10 protein-coding genes, 2 rRNA genes and 5 pseudogenes are annotated in these 22,383 nt (G+C 51.2%); 1 reads left to right on the top strand and 16 read right to left on the bottom strand.

The annotated features are described in order from the left end of the window. Nucleotides 1-66: 66 nt before the first annotated feature. The 13 genes and pseudogenes from KWG61_RS06340 to lepB all read right to left on the bottom strand — a co-directional run bounded on the left by KWG61_RS06340 (nucleotide 67) and on the right by lepB (nucleotide 18,867). Nucleotides 67-2,936: ribosomal RNA gene (locus KWG61_RS06340) — 23S ribosomal RNA — on the bottom strand. 268 nt (nucleotides 2,937-3,204) lie between these two features. Next, nucleotides 3,205-4,731 (bottom strand): 16S ribosomal RNA (locus KWG61_RS06335). Together the 16S and 23S rRNA genes form the textbook arrangement of a ribosomal RNA operon. A 703-nt stretch (nucleotides 4,732-5,434) precedes the next feature. Then, complete coding sequence (locus KWG61_RS06330) at nucleotides 5,435-6,757, bottom strand: O-antigen ligase (RefSeq protein ID WP_242745287.1); 1,323 nt, start codon at nucleotides 6,755-6,757, stop codon at nucleotides 5,435-5,437. Nucleotides 6,758-7,316: 559 nt separating this feature from the next. Continuing rightward, a complete protein-coding gene (locus KWG61_RS06325) occupies nucleotides 7,317-8,015 on the bottom strand; it encodes a sugar isomerase domain-containing protein (RefSeq protein WP_230267363.1) in 699 nt (232 codons plus the stop codon). Between the two features lie 349 nt (nucleotides 8,016-8,364). Next, a complete protein-coding gene (locus tag KWG61_RS06320) occupies nucleotides 8,365-8,781 on the bottom strand; it encodes a GtrA family protein (RefSeq protein ID WP_230267361.1) in 417 nt (138 codons plus the stop codon). Nucleotides 8,782-9,159: 378 nt separating this feature from the next. Then, nucleotides 9,160-10,051 (bottom strand): annotated as a pseudogene (gene tsf / locus KWG61_RS06315) (translation elongation factor Ts). Further along, nucleotides 10,035-11,040 (bottom strand): annotated as a pseudogene (gene rpsB / locus KWG61_RS06310) (30S ribosomal protein S2). Before rpsB ends, tsf begins: the two co-directional pseudogenes overlap by 17 nt. A 385-nt stretch (nucleotides 11,041-11,425) precedes the next feature. After that, entirely contained in the window at nucleotides 11,426-12,322 is an 897-nt protein-coding gene (locus KWG61_RS06305) for a tyrosine-type recombinase/integrase (RefSeq protein ID WP_230267358.1), read from the bottom strand. Between the two features lie 199 nt (nucleotides 12,323-12,521). Continuing rightward, nucleotides 12,522-13,866: pseudogene (trmFO, locus tag KWG61_RS06300) on the bottom strand (methylenetetrahydrofolate--tRNA-(uracil(54)-C(5))-methyltransferase (FADH(2)-oxidizing) TrmFO). Then, nucleotides 13,866-16,141: pseudogene (topA, locus tag KWG61_RS06295) on the bottom strand (type I DNA topoisomerase). Before topA ends, trmFO begins: the two co-directional pseudogenes overlap by 1 nt. Nucleotides 16,142-16,756: 615 nt before the next feature. Beyond that, a pseudogene (locus KWG61_RS06290) lies at nucleotides 16,757-17,286 on the bottom strand (ribonuclease HII). Continuing rightward, nucleotides 17,279-18,265 carry a ribosome biogenesis GTPase YlqF gene (gene ylqF / locus KWG61_RS06285; RefSeq protein ID WP_242745286.1) on the bottom strand — a complete coding sequence of 329 codons (987 nt, stop codon included), beginning with the start codon at nucleotides 18,263-18,265 and terminating at the stop codon, nucleotides 17,279-17,281. The pseudogene KWG61_RS06290 and the gene ylqF overlap by 8 nt, the downstream one beginning before the upstream one ends. A gap of 35 nt (nucleotides 18,266-18,300) precedes the next feature. Beyond that, nucleotides 18,301-18,867, bottom strand: a complete 567-nt coding sequence (gene lepB, locus KWG61_RS06280) for a signal peptidase I (RefSeq protein ID WP_256460843.1) — start codon at nucleotides 18,865-18,867, stop codon at nucleotides 18,301-18,303. A gap of 462 nt (nucleotides 18,868-19,329) precedes the next feature. Between lepB and KWG61_RS06275 the strand changes: the two genes are divergently transcribed. Further along, nucleotides 19,330-20,073, top strand: a complete 744-nt coding sequence (locus KWG61_RS06275; protein ID WP_230267352.1) for an MBL fold metallo-hydrolase — start codon at nucleotides 19,330-19,332, stop codon at nucleotides 20,071-20,073. A 135-nt stretch (nucleotides 20,074-20,208) separates the two neighbouring features. Here the strand turns inward: KWG61_RS06275 and rplS are convergent, their stop codons facing one another. From rplS to KWG61_RS06260, 3 genes are all read right to left on the bottom strand, one after another. Next, nucleotides 20,209-20,559 (bottom strand): 50S ribosomal protein L19, encoded by a 351-nt coding sequence (gene rplS / locus KWG61_RS06270; protein ID WP_230267351.1) that lies wholly within the window; start codon nucleotides 20,557-20,559, stop codon nucleotides 20,209-20,211. 408 nt (nucleotides 20,560-20,967) lie between these two features. Then, nucleotides 20,968-21,591, bottom strand: coding sequence for a M15 family metallopeptidase (locus KWG61_RS06265; RefSeq protein ID WP_242745284.1), 624 nt, complete (start codon nucleotides 21,589-21,591; stop codon nucleotides 20,968-20,970). Continuing rightward, the gene (locus tag KWG61_RS06260) at nucleotides 21,588-22,289 is read right to left on the bottom strand and encodes a hypothetical protein (RefSeq protein WP_242745283.1); all 702 of its coding nucleotides are present in this window, start codon (nucleotides 22,287-22,289) and stop codon (nucleotides 21,588-21,590) included. The genes KWG61_RS06265 and KWG61_RS06260 overlap by 4 nt, the downstream gene beginning before the upstream one ends. Nucleotides 22,290-22,383 lie beyond the last annotated feature (94 nt).

Below are 22,383 nucleotides of genomic sequence, written 5' to 3'. Positions count from 1 at the left end.
AGCATAACGATCTAACGCGATCGTTGGTTTCAGCAGTGGCTTCTTGCGTATAGCTTTCTCGAATCTTAGATTAAGCTTTCGACCGATTAGTACTGGCCAACTCCGCGAATCGCTTCGCTTCCATCTCCAGCCTATCGCCTTGTCGTCTTCAAGGGGTCTTATATACCGCAGATCTTATCTTGGGCTCGGCTTCGCGCTTAGATGCTTTCAGCGCTTATCCGATCCCTGCTTGGCTGCCCGGCTATGCTACTGGCGTAACAACCGGTGCACCATTGGCAGGTCCATCCCGGTCCTCTCGTACTAAGGACAGCTTCCCTCAGATCTCCTGCGCCCACAACAGATAGGGACCGAACTGTCTCACGACGTTCTGAACCCAGCTCGCGTACCGCTTTAATGGGCGGACAGCCCAACCCTTGGAACCGAATCCAGCTCCAGGATGCGATGAGCCGACATCGAGGTGCCAAACCCCGCCGTCGATGTGAACTCTTGGGCGGGATCAGCCTGTTATCCCCAGGGTAGCTTTTATCCGTTGAGCGACGGCCCTTCCATTCGGCACCGCCGGATCACTAATCCCGACTTTCGTCCCTGCTCGGCTTGTTAGCCTCGCAGTCAGGCGCGCTTATGCATTTACACTCTAAATCTGGTTTCCATCCAGACTGAACGCACCTTTGGGCGCCTCCGTTACTCTTTGGGAGGCGACCGCCCCAGTCAAACTGCCCGCCTGGCACTGTCTATGAGTTTCTCTCTATGTTAGGGCTTCAAATCATCAGGGCGGTATCCCAACGTCGGCTCCAAGAATACTGGCGTACTCTTTTCTTCGCCTCCCGCCTATCCTGTACATGATCATCCAAAACCCAATACCAGGCTGCAGTAAAGCTCCATGGGGTCTTTCCGTCTAGTTGCGGGTAACCTGCATTTTCACAGGTACTAAGATTTCACCGAGTCTGCTGCCGAGACAGCGCCCAAATCGTTTCACCTTTCGTGCGGGTCAGAACTTACCTGACAAGGAATTTCGCTACCTTAGGACCGTTATAGTTACGGCCGCCGTTCACTGGGGCTTCGGACCACTGCTTCCTCCTTGCGGACTCACAGATCCCCTTAACCTTCCAGCACCGGGCAGGTGTCACCCCATATACTTCGCCTTACGGCTTTGCATAGAGCTGTGTTTTAGTTAAACAGTCGCTTGGGCCTTTTCACTGCGGCTCTCTCGAGCGCCCCTTCTTGCGAACGTACGGGGCCATTTTGCCGAGTTCCTTGGCAACAGTTCTCTCGCTCACCTTACAATTCTCTTGCCGCCCACCTGTGTCGGTTTTGGTACGGGCCAAGATAAAGTATCGCTAGAAGCTTTTCTTGAAAGCCGCTCCATGTGCTTCGCTACTTTCCAAGGATTTCGCTTACCTCTAACGCTCTGTACCTCTCGGTCCGGATTTGCCTGGACCGGTACTGCCGCGCTTCGCCCTCAATCCATTAAGAGGGTCACACTTCCCGTCTTTGTCACTCCATCGCCTTTATCTCAGGTGCAGGAATCTTCGCCTGCTTTCCATCTGCTTCGCCTGTCGGCTGCGCATTAGGTCCCGACTGACCCGGGGCGGACGAACCTTCCCCGGAATCCTTGGGCTTTCGGTGTGCAGGATTCTCACCTGCATCTCGCTACTCACACCGGCATTCTCACTTCCATGTCCTCCACATCCCCTTACGGTAATGCTTCCACGAACATGCAACGCTCCCCTACCACTAAATACTTCAGTACTTAATCCGCGCTTTCGGCAGACAGCTTAGCCCCGGTACATTTTCGGCGCAGGGCCACTCGACTAGTGAGCTGTTACGCACTCTTTCAAGGATGGCTGCTTCTGAGCCAACCTCCTAGTTGTCCGTGCGTCCCCACATCCTTTTCCACTGAGCTGTCATTTTGGGGCCTTAAACGGCGGTCTGGGCTGTTTCCTCTTGAGCACGGACCTTATCACCCGCACTCTGACTGCCAACGACTTCCCGCTGCGGCATTCGTAAGTTTGATTCCATTCAGTACCCCGGGATGGGGCCATCATGAATTCAGCGCTCTACCTCCGCAGCCATAACATTGACGCTAGCCCTAAAGCTATTTCGGGGAGAACCAGCTATCTCCGGGTTCGATTGGAATTTCTCCGCCAGCCACAGGTCATCCGCCAGCTTTTCAACGATGGTCGGTTCGGTCCTCCACAAAGTTTCACCTCTGCTTCAACCTGCCCATGGCTAGATCACCCGGTTTCGGGTCTGCTCCTGACTACTTGTCGCCCTCTTAAGACTCGCTTTCGCTTCGGCTTCGCGTTTTCCCGCTTAACCTTGCATTCAAAAGCAACTCGCCGGTTCATTCTACAAAGGCACGCCATCACCCTTGGTCGGGCTCTGACTTCTTGCAGGCATACGGTTTCAGGTTCTCTTTCACTCCGCTTGCGCGGTTCTTTTCACCTTTCCCTCACGGTACTCTTCTCTATCGCTCACTCTTACTTATTTAGCCTTGGCGGATGGTCCCCGCCTGCTTCCAACAGGATTTCACGTGTCCCGTTGTACTCAGGATTCCGCTCCTTACTTGACTCGCTTGCCGGTACAGGGATTTCACCTTCTCTGTCCGCGCTTTCCATCGCGTTCCCGTTCGCTCGTCTTTCATTTCCAGCGGTCCTACAACCCCATATCGCTATGGTTTGGGCTCTTTCCTTTCGCTCGCCGCTACTCGGAAAATCACTTTTGTTTTCTTTTCCTCCGGCTACTTAGATGTTTCAGTTCACCGGGTTTCTCTCCATTTGCATGGATGGCTGGCTATAAAACCAGCCGGGTTCCCCATTCGGATATCCGTGTGTCGTCGCTTCCCTGACAGCTCGGCACGGCTTTTCGCAGCCTGGCGCGTCCTTCATCATTCAAGAGTGGCAAGGCATCCTCCGTACGCCCTTCCTTGCTTGATCTAGTTCTCTAACTTTGGTTCTAGTTATGCTTGTTTCGAGATTTTTCTATTTCGTAAGAACTGTTCCACTAACTGTTTCCAACTTTCGGTTAAATCTTTTTACTCTTCAACTTTTCGTTAGACCTTCTGTTATGTCTTCTTACTGATGCTCGTTTTTCAAAGATCCATTCTCTGGAAGATCGCTCTTCCAAAACCTCACAGACAAATCCTCACTCATTACTCTTTGCCATCGGCTTTCACCAATGGACTTCCTTGTACTTTCTCCTTAGAAAGGAGGTGATCCATCCCCACGTTCCCGTAGGGATACCTTGTTACGACTTAACCCCAGTCGTCGGCCCCGCCTTAGACGACTCACTCCCTTTAAGGGTTATGCCGTCGGCTTCGGGCGTTGCCGGCTTCCATGGTTTGACGGGCGGTGTGTACAAGGCCCGGGAACGTATTCACCGCGGCATGCTGATCCGCGATTACTAGCGATTCCAACTTCATGAAGTCGGGTTGCAGACTTCAATCCGAACTGGGACGTCTTTTATGGGGTTCGCTTCCCTTCACAGGTTCGCTTCCCTTTGTAGACGCCATTGTAGTACGTGTGTAGCCCAGGCCATAAGGGGCATGATGATTTGACGTCATCCCCGCCTTCCTCCGGTTTGTCACCGGCAGTCTGATATGAGTTCTCAACTCAATGGTAGCAACATATCACGAGGGTTGCGCTCGTTGCCAGACTTAACTGAACATCTCACGACACGAGCTGACGACAACCATGCACCACCTGTATGGACGGTAACCTCCAACTTATCTCTAAGTCTTCGCGTCCTATGTCAAGGCCTGGTAAGGTTCTTCGCGTTGCTTCGAATTAAACCACATACTCCACCGCTTGTGCGGGCCCCCGTCAATTCCTTTGAGTTTCACACTTGCGTGCATACTCCCCAGGCGGAGGAGTCACTGCGTTAGCTTCGGCACCGGGGTCCTCCCTCCGACACCTGCTCCTCATCGTTTAGGGCGTGGACTACTAGGGTATCTAATCCTATTTGCTCCCCACGCTTTCGTGCCTGAGCGTCAGCAACAGTCCAGGCGGTCGCCTTCGCAACTGGTGTTCTTCCATATATCTACGCATTTTACCGCTACACATGGAGTTCCACCGCCCTCTCCTGTCCTCTAGCGTGCCAGTTTCCAAAGCCTGTACCGGTTAAGCCCGTACCTTTCACTTCAGACTTGACGCGCAGCCTGCGCACCCTTTACGCCCAATCATTCCGGATAACGCTTGCCACCTACGTATTACCGCGGCTGCTGGCACGTAGTTAGCCGTGACTTTCTGGCGGGGTACCATCAAAAGAAAAGCATTTCCTCTTCCCTTCCTTTTTCCCCCGCAACAGAGTTTTACGATCCGAAGACCTTCTTCGCTCACGCGGCATTGCTCGTTCAGGCTTGCGCCCATTGACGAAAATTCCCTACTGCTGCCTCCCGCAGGAGTCTGGGCCGTGTCTCAGTCCCAGTGTGGCCGATCGCCCTCTCAGGCCGGCTATGCATCATCGTCTTGGTGAGCTGTTACCTCGCCAACTAACTAATGCACCGCAGATCCATCCGTCCCCCAGGCAAACGCCTGTTTCAAAAGAAGAAGATGCCTTCTTCTTTCCTATGGGGTTTTAGACTTCGTTTCCAAAGCGTATCCCCGGGTATGGGCAGGTTATCTACGTGTTACTCACCCGTTCGCCACTGATATCCGAAGATATCCGTTCGACTTGCATGTATTAGGCATGCCGCCAGCGTTCATCCTGAGCCAGGATCAAACTCTCCATTTGATATTGACTCAAACGCTTATGCGTTTATGTTTCGTGAATAAATGATTGTTCGAGTACTTATTGTGATTTTAAGAATCGACGTTGTGTATTTCGAATTTCTTGATCTGTCTGTAAAGTTTTCAAAGAGCCATCTGTTTGTGAGAAGATCAATGTCTCTCACAAGGCTTGTTTATCATATCATCTGCAGAAATCTCTGTCAACAACTATTTGTGAATTTTTTCATGATTTTCACTTAAGCTGTTTTCTTCGATATCTAAAGGTGATTTGACGACTGAGAGAAGCAATTCACCTCAGCGCTCAACTATAATAACACGGGCATCGAAGCGATGCAAGCATTATTTGTGAATTTTTAAAATATTTTCACGAGTTGATTTCAAGCGCTGTTTCCTTGCGCAAACAGCTTTCTTATTTAATCAGAGATCTCCCTTCTGGTCAAGCATTTTATTCTCGTAAGCCGGAATTAGAAAATTGAAATAGTAAATTCCAGCCTTGGGCAAATTTTTTCGTTTTGTCTTTCGGAAAATCCCTCCCCGTTTCCAGCCTATCGAACCGGGGAATTCGCGGTCCTTAACAGCACCAGTAGAGCTAGGGGCTGCTGTCTTTCCAGACAAAAATCCAGCCCTTTAAAAGCGGCTGGAAACGTAAAGGATTCAGGATCAGTAAATATTTGTCTGTCCGGTTTTCTCCATCCAGGTTATCTATGTCAGGATCCCGGCGGCCCGGTTCGTATGGACGAATATGGATACGGTTTGACCGGGCTGGAAGGACTGACCGCCTGCACCGGCTGCGAGACAGCAGGAAGCATCTTGCTGTAGGTGTAGCGGCTGGCGGAAGCGGAAATCGGAGCGGTATAGACCGGACGGACAGGAACGGATACGGCGGTAAAGGCCGGTGCGCTCTGTTCCTGACTCTGGTAAACCGGCAGACTCATAACAGTAAGCAGAACGAGAGCTGGTGCCGGAAAGTTAACAGTGCAGTCCGCAAGGCCTTCAATCAGGACAGCGCCAGTGAGGCAGAGAACGAGCGGACGATAATACGGAAGATCGGCGTTGCCTTTCATATCCCAGGCAGCCTTGAACACATTGCTGGCATAGACGCAGATAACGAGCGTGCCGACCAGTCCGGAATTGAGAAGAAGATCGAGGATCAGATTATGGGCGTGCGGCGCGGGCGGTGTCATCAGCTGGCGCCAGATCATGTCGTAATACTGCGGACCGCCGCCAAAAAGCCAGTTCTGCGAAATGCCTTCGATCGCGCCCTGCCAGATTCCGATGCGGGCATCGACGGATTTCATCTCGCCAAGCCGCGGAATCAGATGCGGGAAGAGAAGAACCAGAACGCCGAGAACGCCTAGCAGAACGATGCTGATCCAGAACGGCTTTTTACTCTTTTTAAAGAACAGGTAAACCGGAACGAAGAGTACGGCCGGAGCGAGCGCCATGCGGCTGCCCGTCAGATACAGGGCACATAAGTTCAGGATGGAGGCACCTGCCCAGAACAGCTTGCCTTCGGCTTTTTTCGTATCCAGAAACAGATACAGACAGATCGCCAGGAAGAAAACGGCCATAGCCGCATACAGGTTCGGGTTATAAAACGTCAGGCGAATACGCGCGAATTCCGGCATCTGCATGAGGCCGTCCAGCAGACTCATCTGATGGATGCCCACGAGATGGCTGAACTCCGCGAAACCGCCAAGCGCAGCCAGGCACGAAAGAACGCCGGTCGCCTGCATGCCGATTTTCAGCGTCCTCGGATTGAGTATCGGGCAGATCAGCGCCACGCTCATGGCGATGATAAACGTTCCCGCGGAATTGAGAACGCCCATGCCGTTTCCGCTGGCCAGCGAGGAAAGCATCTGAAGGGATGCGAACGTATAAATCCAGAAAGCGCCAGGCTGTCTTGCAATTGAGGATATCAGTTTTCCTTTACACGCCGCGATCAGAACGACAACGGCCAGTATTGCCGTCGCGTATTCAAAGGGCAGGAAAAGAAGACCGGATCCCGCGATCATGATCCACTCATCCATGGAAGAGGAAGCCTGTACGTCATCTGTACTCTTATTTTTTATGTGAAGGAAAGCGTTTGTAAGGGCCATCGGCCTCGGCCATTGGCCGTCACTTTCCTGAATTTGACTGATCCTTTTTCTCATAAGGAAGAATTTACCACAATCTGTAAAGCCGGTCTTCATCCTCGCATTAATGTAAGCCCGTACATTTTTGTAATCGCTTCCTGTCAATCCGTTCAGGTGTTTTCTTTCCATAATTCTTCGCATTTATGACAGTTTTGTACGATTTCACAACGATTCTTCCCTTTTTCCTGCGTCATTTTTGCGGGCGTTGTTCGGTTCGATCCGCCCGTTTTCCATTCTGGAAAACAAGCCGGCCGCTCCCTTTTCCACACCTCTTCCGCTTCCTTTTCCGATACAGAAAAGACGCAGAGCCCCGGTTAAATAGGGGCTCTGCGTCAGAAATCTTGAAGTCTATGGAATGATCCGTTTGAAGGACAGCCAGAAGCCGGGGGCAACCGGATTTCGTCGATCCTCAAAACCTTAAGACTTTCAGGTCGATATTCTGAAATACGGTGTTTTAGAGAATATCGATGCGTCCGCGATATTTCTCGAGATACTTGCTGTTCCATTCGTCGCCATGATCCACATTGCCGGATACCCAGATTTCCGGATCCACGCCGCGATCGAGCAGACGGTCAACGACTTCCGCCATGATACCGATCAGAAGGTGCATGCCGACAATGGTCGAGGGCGAAGCAAAACGTACGCCTTCGGGCAGACGCTCGTCTTCCAGAACGGCATCGCCTTCAATGCCGCAGGCATCCAGAACGAGATCGCTGACATCTTTCAGTTTCAGGCCGGAGGAGTGGCGGGAAGCGTATTTGTTCGTATAGTCCAGAGACGTCAGGGCGATGACTTTCATGCCTTTCTTATGCGCAGCAATCGCCATATCGATTCCTGCCGGGTTGCGTCCGGAAATGGATACGATGAGCATGATGTCCTGAGGCTTGGTCACAAAGCCTTCCAGACATTTATCCGCCGTGTTTTCCAGACGTTCCATAATCTGGCATAGACGAATATCGGGATAGATGGCATACTGCGGAACCAGAATAGCATTGACCGGAACCAGACAGCCGGTGCGGTAGCACAGCTCTTCGCCAAACATCTGGGAATGACCGCCGCCAAACACGTGGAGCACGCCGCCGTCGGCCATGGATTCAGCAATCATTTCTGCAGCCTGATCGATCGCCTCTTCCTGCTCCAGAGATTTTGCCATCTGCTGCTGGCAAACCTCAAAAACCGCTTTGCGTTTTTCATTTTCAATTACCTCTCTTTAATCGAAGCTCAAAAATGTAAGGGCTCTACTTATATATGTAGCGTTGCACCCCTGAGAAATCAACAAAGTGCCGGTAATTGTCCGCGCTGTGCATTAACCGATTTTCCATTTCAAACGTTTGGTCCAAGGGAATCGATCGTATGGGCCCACTTGTCTTTACGAGTTCTGGCGGTCCTTCAGACAGCGCATGTTCTGACCAGGCTTCTTCGTATTGTGTTTCTTTATGCCGCAGTTCTGCGTACTTTCCTTCTGAAGGGGATAAAAAGGATGCCCTGAGGCATCCAGAAATCTAGCTCTTCTTGAAAATAATGGTTTTGGAGAAAAAGTAGTTGAGGGCGATGATGATGATATTGGCGATGACTTTCCAGAACAGTGCCGGCCAGTTCATCATATCGACCGCGAAATACATGATCGCCAAATCGAAAATTTCGGAAACGAAGCGAAATCCCGCAAAGGAAACGAATTCACGGATATCCCGCTTCCATCCCTGATGACGGGAATTGAAGACGAACAGCTTGTTCGTGATGTACGCCACCAGAACCGCCGCAATCCAGGCAAGAATGTTACTGGCGGTATTGGAAATGTGCATCTGATCGTAGCTGATATGGTAGACGAGAATATTGGTCGCGGTCGCAAATACGCCCCAGAACGCATAGCGAATGAGTTCTTTATATTTAATCAGCAGAGCCTTTATCTTGTCGATCATACGTTCCTCCCGTGTTTGTTCTATGGCTTAACGAATTTGAACATCCTGTAAGGATCAAACACGTATATTGCTTTCAAGTTAATAAGACTAAACATTTTTATCAGGCCGGCGCACGAAATGCAAGAAATTGCATGCGATCGGCTCCTGTTCAAAATGTCCGTTCTGTCTAGAAAGACAGGCAGAAACCGTTTCGATTCCGCCGTCTTTTGAAATATGATTTACATCTATCCATTTTGCGTCCGCAAAATGTGAACATTTTAAAAGATTTATGGAAGATTGGCGATTTTCTTTTTCACCAGAGAAATCCTTCGTTTCAAAGAAAACCCGCTTGCGCGGGTTCTTTTGATTCAGGATAGATTTGAAACTGGAAGCGATCGACTACTTCGCAGCTGCCATCTGGGCAGCAACTTCAGCAGCGAAATCTTCTTCTTTCTTTTCGATGCCTTCACCAACCTGGAAGCGGATGAATTCAGCAACGGAAGCACCATTCTCTTTGAGATACTGGTTAACTTTCTTCTTGGAGTCGAGGAAGAATTCCTGATCGAGGAGGCATTCATCCTGGAAGTGCTTGCTGACTTTTCCTTTGAGGATGCCGGCAATCATCTTTTCAGGTTTGCCCTGCAGTTTCGGATCTTCTGCGATGATCTTTCTCTGAACTTCTTCTTCGTGAGCGAGTACGTCAGCTGGTACGTCAGCCTGGCTGATGTAGCTTGGACGCATGGAAGCAATCTGCATAGCGATGTTCTTCGCTACTTCTTCGCTTCCGCCGCTCATTACTGCAAGAGCGGAGATAGCGCCTTTGTTGTGCATGTAAGCGCCGAAGATCTGATCGTCTGTCTTCTCAACGATAACGAGACGACGCAGAGTGATTTTTTCACCGATGGTTGCTGTAGCGGAAACGATCAGGTCGTTGATGGTGCCGGAAGGCGTAACGATCTCGAGGGCTTCTTCTACAGTAGCCGGTTTCTTTTCGAGCAGAACACCCTGGATGGTGTTGAGCAGTTCGAGGAACTGATCGTTTTTGGAAACGAAGTCAGTTTCGGAGTTTACTTCAAAGATGACCGCGGTATTTCCGTCTGTTGCTACGCGGGTCAGACCTTCAGCAGCAACGCGGCCAGCTTTCTTTGTGCTTTTGCAATACCGTTCTCACGCAGCCAGTCAATGGCTTTTTCCATATCACCGTCGGTTTCAGTCAGGGCTTTTTGCAGTCCATCATGCCCGCGCCGGTTTTTTCGCGGAGTTCTTTTACCTGTTTAGCAGTAATAGCCATAGTTCAGTCCTCTTTCTGTCCGACTAAGCGGCTGTATTTTCAGCAGTTTTTCTTCTGTTTTTGCTTCAGCTTTAGCTTCTGGTCTTGGTCCTCTTGGGCCCTGGCCGTCTCTTGAACCTCTGTAGCCCGGACGGTTGCCGTAAGGACGCTTGCCAGCATTGCGGCGTTCCATATTTCTTTTACGACGCTCTTCAATACGGGCTTTACGGCGTCTTTCGTTTTCAGCAATCTGAGCTTCAACATTGCGGACAACGTCTTCCATGTTGACATCTTCTTCAGGATTGTCGAGGTATGCGATTTCAAGCAGGCCGCCTTTTGCGTCTACGATAGCGTCTGCAAGAATGGTTGTGAGCAGTTTAATGGAGCGAATTGCATCGTCGTTGGAAGCGATTGGGAAATCTGCATCTTCTGGATCGCAGTTGGTGTCGAGCAGAGCGAATACAGGGATACCCAGTTTTTAGCTTCGAGTACAGCGATGTGTTCTTCCTTCGGGTCAACGATAACGATGGCATCCGGAAGTTTTTCATTTCCTTGATACCGCCAAGGGAAGATTCGAGTTTCGCTTTTTCTTTCAGGATCTGAGCCTGTTCTTTCTTCGTGTAAACTTCGAGTTTTCCGCTGGCTTCCATTTCTTCGATTTCAACCAGACGTTTGATACGTTTCTGGATGGTGCGGAAATTGGTGAGCAGACCGCCCAGCCAGCGTTTGTTTACATAGAAGGAACCAGAGCGAAGAGCCTGTTCTTCGATGATTTCAGCAGCCTGTTTCTTTGTGGAAACAAAGAGAACTTTTCCTCCGCGTTCGGAGATGGCTTTCAGTTCGTTGTAGGCATTTTCTACCTGTTCAAGAGTTTTGTTGAGGTCGATGATGTAGAGCCCGTTTCTGGACGTATAGATATACGGTTTCATTTTTGGGTTCCATTTGCGGGTCTGGTGTCCGAAGTGAACACCGCTCTCCAGCATCTTCTTCATGGATACAATGTTTGACATAGTTTGTCCTTTCCGTTAGTCCTCCACCCTTTCAAAGGGATGCAACATTTCCATGCACGGGCATCCGAATTCAGGGTGTGTGTAATGTAATCCGCGGTTAAAACCGCAATGAGCATTATAGCAAAGCCCTTTTCAGATCTCAAGGATTGAGACACTTACCGTCCGAAAAGTTCATACGTAAAGCGCGAAAGCCGGATTTCACCGGCGTGCTGCAGCTGGAGTCCAGTCCGAATTCCTTTTTTCGACGAAAAACTTCTGTTTTCTCCAGAAAACAAAAAGCTTCCGCAAAGCCGAATACAGTCATTACGGAAGCCTGAAGTCCTGAAGTACTAAGAAAGAAATTCGTACGAAGACAAAATTTTGTACGAAGACAGAACGTGAAAAATCAGGACGTCTTCTCGTCGACCATGAAGTCTTCAAAAGCTTTCTCGCAGATTTTCTGCAGTTTCTCTGTGGAAACGTGCGTATACACCTGCGTCGTCGACAGTGAAGAGTGTCCAAGCAGTTCCTGGACGACGCGCAGATTGGCCCCGCCGTCGAGCAGATGGGTGGCAAACGAATGGCGAAGCATGTGCGGATGAACGTTCATGTTCATGCCGATGCGATCCGCGTGGCTCTGCATACGGTACTGCACGCCGCGAGGCGTCAGCGGCTTTCCGTTCTTGTTATAAAACAGAAGTCCCTTCCCCGCAGACTGCGCTCGATATTTCAAAAGCAGCGGTATGAGCCATTTGGCAATGGGAACCACACGCTCCTTCTTTCCCTTGCCGACAATGACCAGTACGCGCTGATCCAGACGGATCTGCTCCCACATCAGCGAACACGCTTCCGACACACGAAGACCGCACGCGTACATCAGCGAAAACAGTACCTGATCGCGAAACTCAAGCGGATTGGACAGATCAAAGCCGCTGAGAAATTCCCGGACTTCTTCGACAAACAGAAATTCCGGAAGACTCTTTTCTTTCTTGAAGCCGTGAATGCCTTCAATAGGTACCTGCTCCATGCGGCCGCTTTCAAGCATCCAGTGATAGTAGGAGCGCAGCGTGCTGAGCTTGCGGCACATTGTCGAATTGGAAAGCATTTCGTTTTGCGGACTCTGGCGCAGATCCGCCAGAAATTCGAGAATGGCCAGCCGGTCGGCCTGCAGGTCGCTTAAGTGATGCCGGTTCAGCCAGTCCTGAAACTGACCCAGATCGTGCAAATACGCCTGGCTCGATGCGTCAGAGCGCGAGTTGGCGTAATACTGAAAACGGATGAACGCCTGAATGCGTTCATCCATTTTTCATTTTCTAAACCCGTAGGCTGAAGAGGTGCGGCCGAAACGGAATCCTCCGTTCTGTTTTTGACTGTATCCATTTTCTGCCGCCCCTTTTCTATTGGAATTTTATGTTCTTATTTCTGGTTCTTACTTCTAGTTCTTGCGTCTGGTTCTTACGTCTGATTCTTGCTTCTCGTTCTTGTTTCTTTTTCGGCCGTTTCTATTTTGAGTCGTCGGCCGATCCATTTTCCTTTGCGGGCTGATCCGCATTGACCAGAGCGGCCACTTCGTCAATTCGAGCCAGCGCATTGGCAGCAAGCTTTTCCTTGCGCTCTTTTTCTTAACCTTTTCGGTCAGTTCAAAGATGCCGAAGTTGGCGTTCATCGGCTGGAAATGCTTCGGATCGGCATGGGAAATATAGTAGGCCTGTGACCCGATAGCCGTCTGGCGGCCAAAGAGAACTGGTTCTTCGCCTTTGAGCTGTCTGGCCATTGCGATGCCGGCCACCAGTCCGGACGCGGCGCTTTCCACATAGCCTTCGACACCGGCGATCTGTCCCGCAAAGAACACATCCGGGCGGCTTTTCAGGCGATACTGCTCATCGAGCAGAAGCGGAGCCTTTAAAAACGAGTTTCGATGCATGACGCCATAGCGGCTGAAGACCGCGTTTTCCAGACCGGGGATCATCCGGAACACCCGTCTCTGTTCGGGCCAGGTAAGATGCGTCTGGAAGCCGACGATGTTATAGAGAGAACCCGAAAGGTTGTCCTGGCGGAGCTGAACAACCGCTACAGGGCGTTCCCTTCCCGTTCGAGACCGACCGGCTTGAGCGGACCAAAGAGCAGCGTCTGATAGCCTCTTCGTGCCATTTCTTCGACCGGCATGCAGCCTTCGAACACTTTGGGATCTTTTTCAAAATCGTGCAGTTTCGCGCATTCCGCTTCGATCAGCGCGTGATAAAAGCGGTCATATTCTTCCGCATTCATCGCGCAGTTAATATAGGAAGCTTCGCCGCGATCGTAGCGGCTTTTGAAATACGCCTTGGAAAAGTCGATCGAATCTTTTTCGACAATCGGTGCGGCGGCATCAAAGAAATGCATGCTGTCGATGCCGGTCAGCTCTAGAATCTGATCCGCCAGCTTGTCCGAGCAGAGCGGGCCGGCTGCAATGATGACCGGTCCTTCCGGAATTTCGGTGACTTCCTGACGTGCAACCGTAATATTTGGATGATTTTCAATCGTCTCGGTCACGATCTGCGAGAAACGCTCGCGATCGACGGCCAGTGCAGAGCCGGCGGGCACGCGGCTTTCGTCGGCTGCCTTGAGAATCAGCGAATTGAGCCGGCGCATTTCTTCTTTCATTACGCCGACTGCGTTGTTGAGCGAATCGGAGCGCAGCGAATTGGAGCAGACAAGTTCCGCAAATCCGTCTGTATGGAATGCAGGCGGATAGGCAATCGGCCGCATTTCATACAGCGTGACGTCAATCGAACGGTTTGCAAGCTGCCAGGCGGCTTCACAGCCGGCCAGTCCGCCGCCGATGACGGTTACTTTCGTCTCGCTCATCAGCTGTTTTCTCCAGACATGGAAGCCACGGCGCTCTGTTCCGCTGCCGCTTCGGCAGCGGCTTCAACGGCCGCATCCACCGCAGCGTCTTCCGCAGCACTCTGGGCCGGATCGACGTCTTTTGCGGCTTTTGGCGTCTTTTTAATGTAGCGGCACTTTGGATAGTTGGAGCAGCCGACGAACGGTTTTCCGTAGCGGCTGATGCGTTCAACAAGCGGGCTGCCGCATTCCGGACACATTTCGCCGGTCGGCTTCGGTTTGGCTTTTTCCTTCAGCGGTTCAATGTGCTTGCATTCCGGATAGCGGGTGCACGCCCAGAACGGACCGAAGCGGCCTTTCTTGATCTGCATGTGGCTGCCGCATTCCGGGCAGATCTTTTCGGTTTTCGCGAGTTCGTTTAAAACGGGATCCGCGTTTTCGGTATATTTGCACGTCGGGTAGTTGATGCAGGAAATGAACTTGCCGTAGCGGCCGTTGCGGTAGACGAGATCGCCTCCGCAGTCCGGGCAGGCGCGGCCGACTTTTTCAAGTTCCTTCTTCGGCATCTTCTCGTAGGCTTTTTCCACGAGCGGTTCGAAGTCATCGTAAAACTCCTTCAGGAATTCCACGTAGTCTTCCTGGCCTTCGGCAATAATGTCCAGGTTCTTTTCCATGTCCGCGGTGTACTGGACGTTAATGATCTTGCGGAAAAATTCCTGAAGCTTGGAGTTGGTCAGTTCGCCCTGTTCGGTCGGACGGAAGACTTTGGTCTTCGAGCCTTCGCTGCTCGGTTCCAGTGTAACGTAGCTGCGGTTTTGCAGGGTATCGATAATCGAAGCGTACGTCGACGGACGGCCGATGCTCTTTTCTTCGAGCGTCTTGATCAGTCTGGCTTCGGTATAGCGTGCAGGCGGTTCGGTGAAGTGCTGGCTGGACAAAATTTCGACGCGGTTCATCACTTCGCCCGGTTTCATGACCGGCAGCAGGCTGTTGGTCTGCTTTTCGTATTTGGAATACACCTTCGTGTAACCGTCGAACAGCATCGTCTGGCCGCTGGCGCTGAATTCGCAGCCGTCGGCTTCGAACTTGACGCTGGTCACATTGAACTGTGCATCGGCCATCAGAGAAGCCAGCGTTCTTGCGTAAATGAGCGAGTACAGACGGTACTGTTCGTTGGTCAGATACGGACGAACCTTGTCCGGCGTCTGGGTGATGTCCGTTGGACGGATGGCTTCGTGAGCGTCCTGCGCGTTTGTGGAGTTTTTCTGGTGCGCGGTGCCTTTGTAGTCGGAACCGTATTCGCGGTCGATGTAGTTTTCCGCATCGGTTACGAACAGCGGAGAAAGACGGGTGGAGTCGGTACGCATGTAGGAAATCAGACCGGTGGTCGTTCCGCCGAGGTCCACACCTTCATACAGCTTCTGGGCGATGTTCATCGTCTTCTTGGCGCCGTAGCCGAGCTTTGTGGACGACTCCTGCTGGAGAGTCGACGTCGTAAACGGGAGCTTTGGCGCTTTGCTTTTCTTGCGGGTGCTCACGCTCTTTACGGTAAAGGGGATGGATTTGGCCCGCTCGAGAATCGCGTTAGCTTCCTGTTCGTTTTTGATTTCGGCTTTCTTGCCGTCGACTTTGGTCAGCGACGCTTCGAACGTCGAGTTGCCTTTTTGACTTTGGCTTCGATCGTCCAGTATTCTTCCGCAACGAATTTGCGGATTTCTTCTTCGCGCTCCACGATCAGGCGCAGGGCAACGGACTGAACGCGTCCGGCGGATTTGGACTGGATCTTGTTCTGGAGCAGTTTGGACAGCTTGAATCCGATAATGCGGTCGAGAATACGGCGGGCTTCCTGCGAGCGCACCAGGTTCATGTCGATCTGGTGCGGATCCTGAATGGCCTGCGTTACGACCGGCTTGGTAATTTCATGAAAGGTGACGCGGTTGTTGTCATCCGTCGAAAGACCAAGTTCTCTCGCCAGATGCCAGGCGATGGCTTCTCCTTCACGGTCCGGGTCGCTTGCCAGAATGACACCGTCGGATTTCGACGCGAGATTTTTCAGTTCTTTTACGACTTCCTTCTTTTCCTTGGAAATGCGGTAGGTCGGTTTGAAGTCGTGTTCGATATCGATTCCCAGACCGCCTTTGCCGGAGGTCGCGAGATCGCAGATATGACCTTTGGAGGACACAACTTTATAGCTGTCTCCTAAATATTTTTCAATTGTCTTTGCCTTGGACGGCGATTCGACAATAACAAGTTTCTTTTTCAAATTGGAATGCCTTCCTTTCTCTAAGCACTCCATGCGGCTTCGGGGTAAATTTCGGGAGGAACCTGCAGCCGGAACTCGCCATTCTGGACGAGCGGTCTGCACCTTCCCGGCAGGGGAGTGCTGTTTATTGAAACGTTCATAGTTCTAACATCAGATTCCGCGAGTTTCAATTCCTTTTCCTGACAAGTGTAATTCCGTTTCAAAACAAATGCCTTCCTGCACTTTGGAGTCGATCACGGATTAAGGCGCGTCCTTTTGCGGATGGAACCTGTAGAGTATGAAAACAGATTCCGCCCCAAACGTCATTTTTCAAAGCCTGCGATGGGAAATTTCCATACAGAATGCTCATTTTTTCACAGACGATCTGGCAATTGCTTTTCTTGCGTTCTGAATTGAGATCCTGTCCACTTCCGATAGGAAAGTATCACGAGCTCATTCAAGCCGGCTCACGTTTTAACCGTAATTCGACTACTTCCAAAACTAGAACAGGCGTCTGAATCGTCCATTTAAAAACACAAAACTAGTCATTTCTTCAATTCGTACATTCGACAGGATGAAGGATATTTCATTTTCAGTAAAGAGACAAATTGCGGCATTCGCCTGTCCATGAAAAAACGCCTCAGAATAACGTGAGACGTTCCTGTTTTTCTAAAATGCGGGCGACGGGACCAAAGCTTTTACGGTAAAGTCGGTCACGCCATACTGTTCGATGGCTTCCAGATGCTTTTTCGTCGGATAGCCCTTATGGGATTTGAGTCCGTACCAGGGATACGCTTCATCGAGCCCAAGCATGTAATGATCGCGGGTCACTTTGGCAAGAATGCTGGCAGCCGCAATCGAAATCGATTTTGTATCGCCCTTGATGACGGCTTCGTGATGATCGCAGTTTCTAAGCGGCATCGCATCGCTCAGCACAAAGTCCGCCTGCGATTTTTCTGCAATCTGTTCCATGGCCTGCTGACAGGCGCGGTAAATATTGAGCGTATCGATCGTCTGCTCCGAAACGAGAACAATCCAGTAGGCTTTTGCGTCCTGGACGATCTGCGCGAACAGCGCTTCGCGTTTCTTTTCCGAAAGCTTTTGGAGTCGTTGATCGCTTCGTTGACATAGCCCGGCTCAAAAATCACGCCAGCAACGACTGCCGGTCCGCAAAGCGGGCCCCGGCCGGCTTCATCCATGCCAAGAATGTATCGATACTGGCCCCAGAGCTCTTCTTCCATTGGATGCTTCATAAATGACAAGGACCTCGACTGTCCTATTCTGCCGAACTGGCTGGTTTGGAAGCGTCTTCTGCCTTTTCTTCGGAAGAATCCGAGACAGAGGTCTGGTCCGCGCTTTCCTTTTGAGGCGGCAGTTCCCACGTAATGCGGCCAAGCTTGCCGGAACGGATGTCCTGAATGAAGGTGCGCATGGTACGGTTTTCATCCACGGATCCTCTCTGAAGCCAGCCTTTTTGCGGGCGGCCGCTTCGAGCGTTTCCCACGGCGTCTCTTCGATGCGATCGAGCGAATACGTCTTGAGCAGCGCTTCGGGATTGTGTTCGCACAGGAATCCGGCGCAATAGAGAGCCACATCGTCCATGTGCACGACATCGTCCTTGATCGATCCTAACGCGGCCAGAATCAGGCCGCTGTGCGGATCGTCAAATTTTGGCCAGAGTACGCCTGGCGTATCAAGAACTTCCAGATCGCTGCCGGCTTTGATCCACTGCAGAGATTTGGTGACACCGGGACGGTCTCCGGTAACGGCAGCTTTGCGGCCGGCGAGTCCGTTAATAAAGGTGGACTTGCCGACGTTAGGAATGCCGACGACCATGGCGCGCAGAGCCCGCGGACGAATGCCGCGCTTTTTCTGCTTTTCAATCAGCGCCTTATTGAGTTCGAGACTTCTGGAAATGATCTTGTTGCGAAAGCCGCCTTTAATCAGATCAACCGCCATGGCGGAGACATGATCGCTCTGCAGCGCTTCAATCCAGGCTTTCGTCTGCACCGGATCGGCTTTGTCCATCTTGGACAGAAGGACAAGACGCGGCTTGTTTCCCGCCAGCTCTTCGAGCAGCGGGTTGGCCGAAGAAAACGGCATGCGCGCATCGCGGATTTCGATGATGAAATCCACTTTCTTCAGGTTTTCCTCCATCTGGCGGCGCGCTTTGGCCATATGTCCAGGAAACCACTGAATAATTGAAGAAGGCATTATTTAACCCCCAGTTTGTTGAACGGGAACAGGACGAGAACGCCGGTTCCGAAAATTTCATCGCGTGTGATCGGGCCGACATCCGGCGAACGGGAGTCCATGGATTTCATACGGTTGTCTCCCATGACCCAGTACTCGTCTTCGCCCAGCGTTATGGGACCAAAATCAAAGGTGAAAGGTCCGTAGTCCTGCTGGTTGTGTTCGGCTTTATAGGAAGCCAGAGCGCTGTCGATAAAGTCCTGCTTCAGATAGGCGCTCTCATCGAGCTTTACACCGTCAATGTAAACGTCACCGTTTTTGGCTTCAACGGTTTCGCCCGGCAGGCCGATGACACGCTTAACCCAGCGCTCGGTCTCACCGTCTTCATTTTTCTGGTTGACCACAACGATATCGCCGCGCTGCGGATCCGAAACCATCGGGGAAATCACGCTGGTAAATCCATATTCGCCATCCTGCAGCGTCGGGTCCATGGAGTGGCCGACAACGGTTACGGGGTGTGCGATAAAGTTTACAAACAGCATGATGACAATGGCACTGATCACAAACACTTTGACGAAATCCAGAATGTCGTCAAGCAGGGTGCGGTTATCTTCGTACTGATACTGTTTCTTTTTCTAGCCATACTGATTCTCCAATTTCTAATCTCCGTCTTCTGCGGACGGTTCGGGTTCGGGTATAAACGTTCGAATCGATACAGGACCGGCGGCCTTATATGCCGCGTCCGTCATTTTGTATCGTTCTGACTTTTTCTCTGAATTCGCCTGTACAGACTGCGAAAAGAGACTCTCTTATTATAAACAGATTTTTGCGCGTCCAATGTGAGGCCAAAAGCCCACTCGCTGTCGGATGTACAGGTTCCACTATAGCGGCTAAACCTTAAAAAAGCAGAAAAGCGCAAAAATCAAAAGGCGCTCTTCCCCGTTTTCTATACATCCCTGTCGAGAACGGAAAAACGCGTCGACCGCGCATTTTGAAATGACGATAATACAAACAGACAGGCGATACTCGCCTGCGCAAGGAGAGCGTGTATGAACGTTACTGTTTTAGGCTGCGCCGGCTGGATTCCTGGTGCGGAACAAACCAGCTGTTTTCTGATCGAAGATCAGTCGAATCTCATTTTATTAGACGCCGGAACCGGCGCTGCCAACCTGGCGCAGCACAGGGAGCTTCTAAAGAAATACGATACGCTGACCATTCTTTTCTCCCACTATCATCTCGATCATCTCAACGGTCTGATTTATCTGCTTCCGTATCTCAAAGGCAAGACGCTGCGGCTGATGGGACCAGGAAAACTGGCGTACGCGCAGACCACGTCCGAGTTTCTGCACGATCTGATTCGTTTTCCGTTTTTCTCCCGTCCGCTCGATCGCTTCGCGGATCAGGTGATCATCGAAGACTTTCCTTCCGAACACTTTCAGATCGGCCAGACCGACATCAAGCTGCGCCCGCAGGTGCACTCCGCACCTTCGTATGAAATCACGGTCAACGACCGCCTGATCTATGCCACCGATACGAAATTCAATCCCGAAGACTGGAAGGGCCGTCCGGGAAAAGTTCTTCTGCATGAGTGCTGGGACATCTGCGACAATCCCGCCAAGCCGCATTCCTCTCTGGAAGGCTTAATGGACGGCTTAAAGGATTCTCCATGTGAGAAAATTCTGCTCATCCACAAAAATCCGGAGTGGAGTGAATCGGATCTGCAGACCATTGAACAGCGGATTGCCGGCACGCGCTTTGAACTTGCTCATGACGGGATGTCCTTCGAAGTCTAGCCTCCTCAAATCGAGAAGGCAATATAGGACGGACGAATACACAAAGCCGCACAAGGCCGCAGACAGAATCTTTTCCCGAATTCGTCTGGAAAAGCGAAAGAAAACCCGAGATTTTCAAATCTCGGGCTTTTGTTTTTAGCGACGTACTTCTTTAAGACGAGCGGACTTACCGGAGCGGTTTCTGAGGTAACGCAGTTTGTTACGACGTACTTTACCGTGACGAACAACTTCGATCTTGTCGATGATTGGGGAGTGGAGCGGGAATTTACGCTCAACGCCTACACCGTTGGAAATCTTACGAACAGTGAATGTTTCGCCGATTCCTCCGCCTTTGCGTTCGGTAACTACACCTTCAAATACCTGGATACGGCTCTTTTCGCCTTCTTTGATGCGAACGTGAACACGTACAGTGGATCCGGAACGGAATTCCGGGATGTCATTGCGAAGCTGGTTCTTAGCCACTTCGTTAACGAGGTTAAGATTCATTTCGTTCTCCTTTTATACACGCTTCTGCCTTTTGAAGATTCATAACCATGGTATCTGTCAGCGGAATCCGCAGAATCGTTGAAAGTTTATCATTTTGCACCGGGACAGGCAAATATTTTCTATTTCTGTGTCCGGGAAAATTTGCAGAAAAAGCCGTGATTCTCCTGTCTTTCCAGATCGTCGGGCAGGCGGTTTAAGCGGCCCTCCAGACATAGAAAGGCCCCGTCCTGGTACGCATCCATTTCCCTGAGAGAAAATCGTTAAGCGTGACGGGGATCTGCTGCTTTTAGAGTGCCAGATCTGACCGTTAAGTCATTGGTTTTGTAAATCCCTGGAAGCAAAGCGATCAAAAGGCGTGCAGAACGGTTTCGTTTTCTGCTTTTTATAAAATTACGCTTTCTTCAAAGATCAGGCTTCTGGCGGAATATCGGGGATAACCGGCTCTTCGGGCTGCGGTTCTTCCGGCTGCGGATCAGCGACGCCTGGGTCATAGATATTCGAGCCGTCATCATAGCCAGGATCGACGTAGCCTGGGTCCTGGATTCCCGGATCGACATAGCCGGGATCTTCTACGACATCCGGCGTTTCTTCCACCGGCTCTTCGTTTACAATCGGCTCTTCGACCTGCGCGTTTTCGGCTTCAGTATTTTCGCTTTCCTGCGAACTGACCTGCTTGCGGGTTGTGGAAGCGTGCGGGTATTCAAAGTGCTTGTAGTCATTCATGCCGGCGACATCGCCTTTCCAGACGAAGCCTTCCTTCACGAACGCCGTAACCGCATAGTCATCAGCGTAAATATAATGGTCGCCGTTGATCGTACGGTCGAGATACAGCTGTCCTTCCATCGGGAAGACGCTCAGACTTGATCCGTTATCCTTGATCAGCGGGTTATAGAGCGGGTTCAGGTCGATCGCATAGCCCATCTCGTGCACGTCGCCGCGGCTGTCTTCGCCAAGACCAAAACAGAGGCCGACGGTGTTGTTATCGGAGAAGGATTCGGAAATGCGGGTGCCGTAGGCGTCCGGCAGGATCATTTTCTGAATCGGATAGCGGTGGGTATACAGATCGTAGAAGACGTTTTCGGTCTTTTCGGCAATCTCCTTATTGACGACAATTTCGCCGACTTTGGCTTTGCCTTCAAAATCATAAAAAGCACCCGCACATAGCGCAGATCTTCGAGCGGGATCTGATCGGTATAGCCCATCTTCTTTAAGCGTTCGCTGATCCTGTCATCGATTTCTGAAGAAAAGAAGCAGTCGCGCAGTTCGTCATCGGAAAGAATGGAGACGTTGTCGACGGTATCGAGCGCGTTCATCGTCTTGATGCCGGCAACGATATCGTCATGACGGGCTGCATTCGGGCTTGCAGTCCGATTTGTGGAAATGGCGTCCTGCAGACGGGAAAACACGTTAAAACGGGCCAGACCGTAAATGCCGCCGCCAATCAGGAGGACTGTACACAGACCCAGGATGGCCACTCGATCGCGGCGAAGACGGCGTTTCGGTGCCTTTTTCCGGGACTTCTTTCCAGCGGGCTGCGGCTTTTTGGGCGCAGCGGATCTGGTTTTTGAAGCGTTCGTCCGGGCTGTCTTTGCGGATCGGGCTGTATTTGCCGATCTGGAAGAGGCAGAGGCCGCCTTGGGTTTCGGTTTGGATATAGAGGAAGAAGAAGCGGAACGCGATCCGCTCTTCTTTGGATTTTTCTTATTCATGCTGGTCGGATTTGAACTCATACGCTTATCTTAACGATTTTTACACTAAGCGCAAAGAGAGCATACGATGACGGCCCTCTCTTTCCAAAGCGTTTGTTAAGGGCGCAGACTATCC

This window comes from Allobaculum sp. Allo2 (assembly GCF_022701175.1).
GTDB classification, from domain to species: domain Bacteria; phylum Bacillota_I; class Bacilli_A; order Erysipelotrichales; family Erysipelotrichaceae; genus Allobaculum; species Allobaculum fili.
The sequence above is the reverse complement of the archived record's forward strand: the minus strand, read 5'-3'. Positions and strand labels throughout refer to the sequence as shown.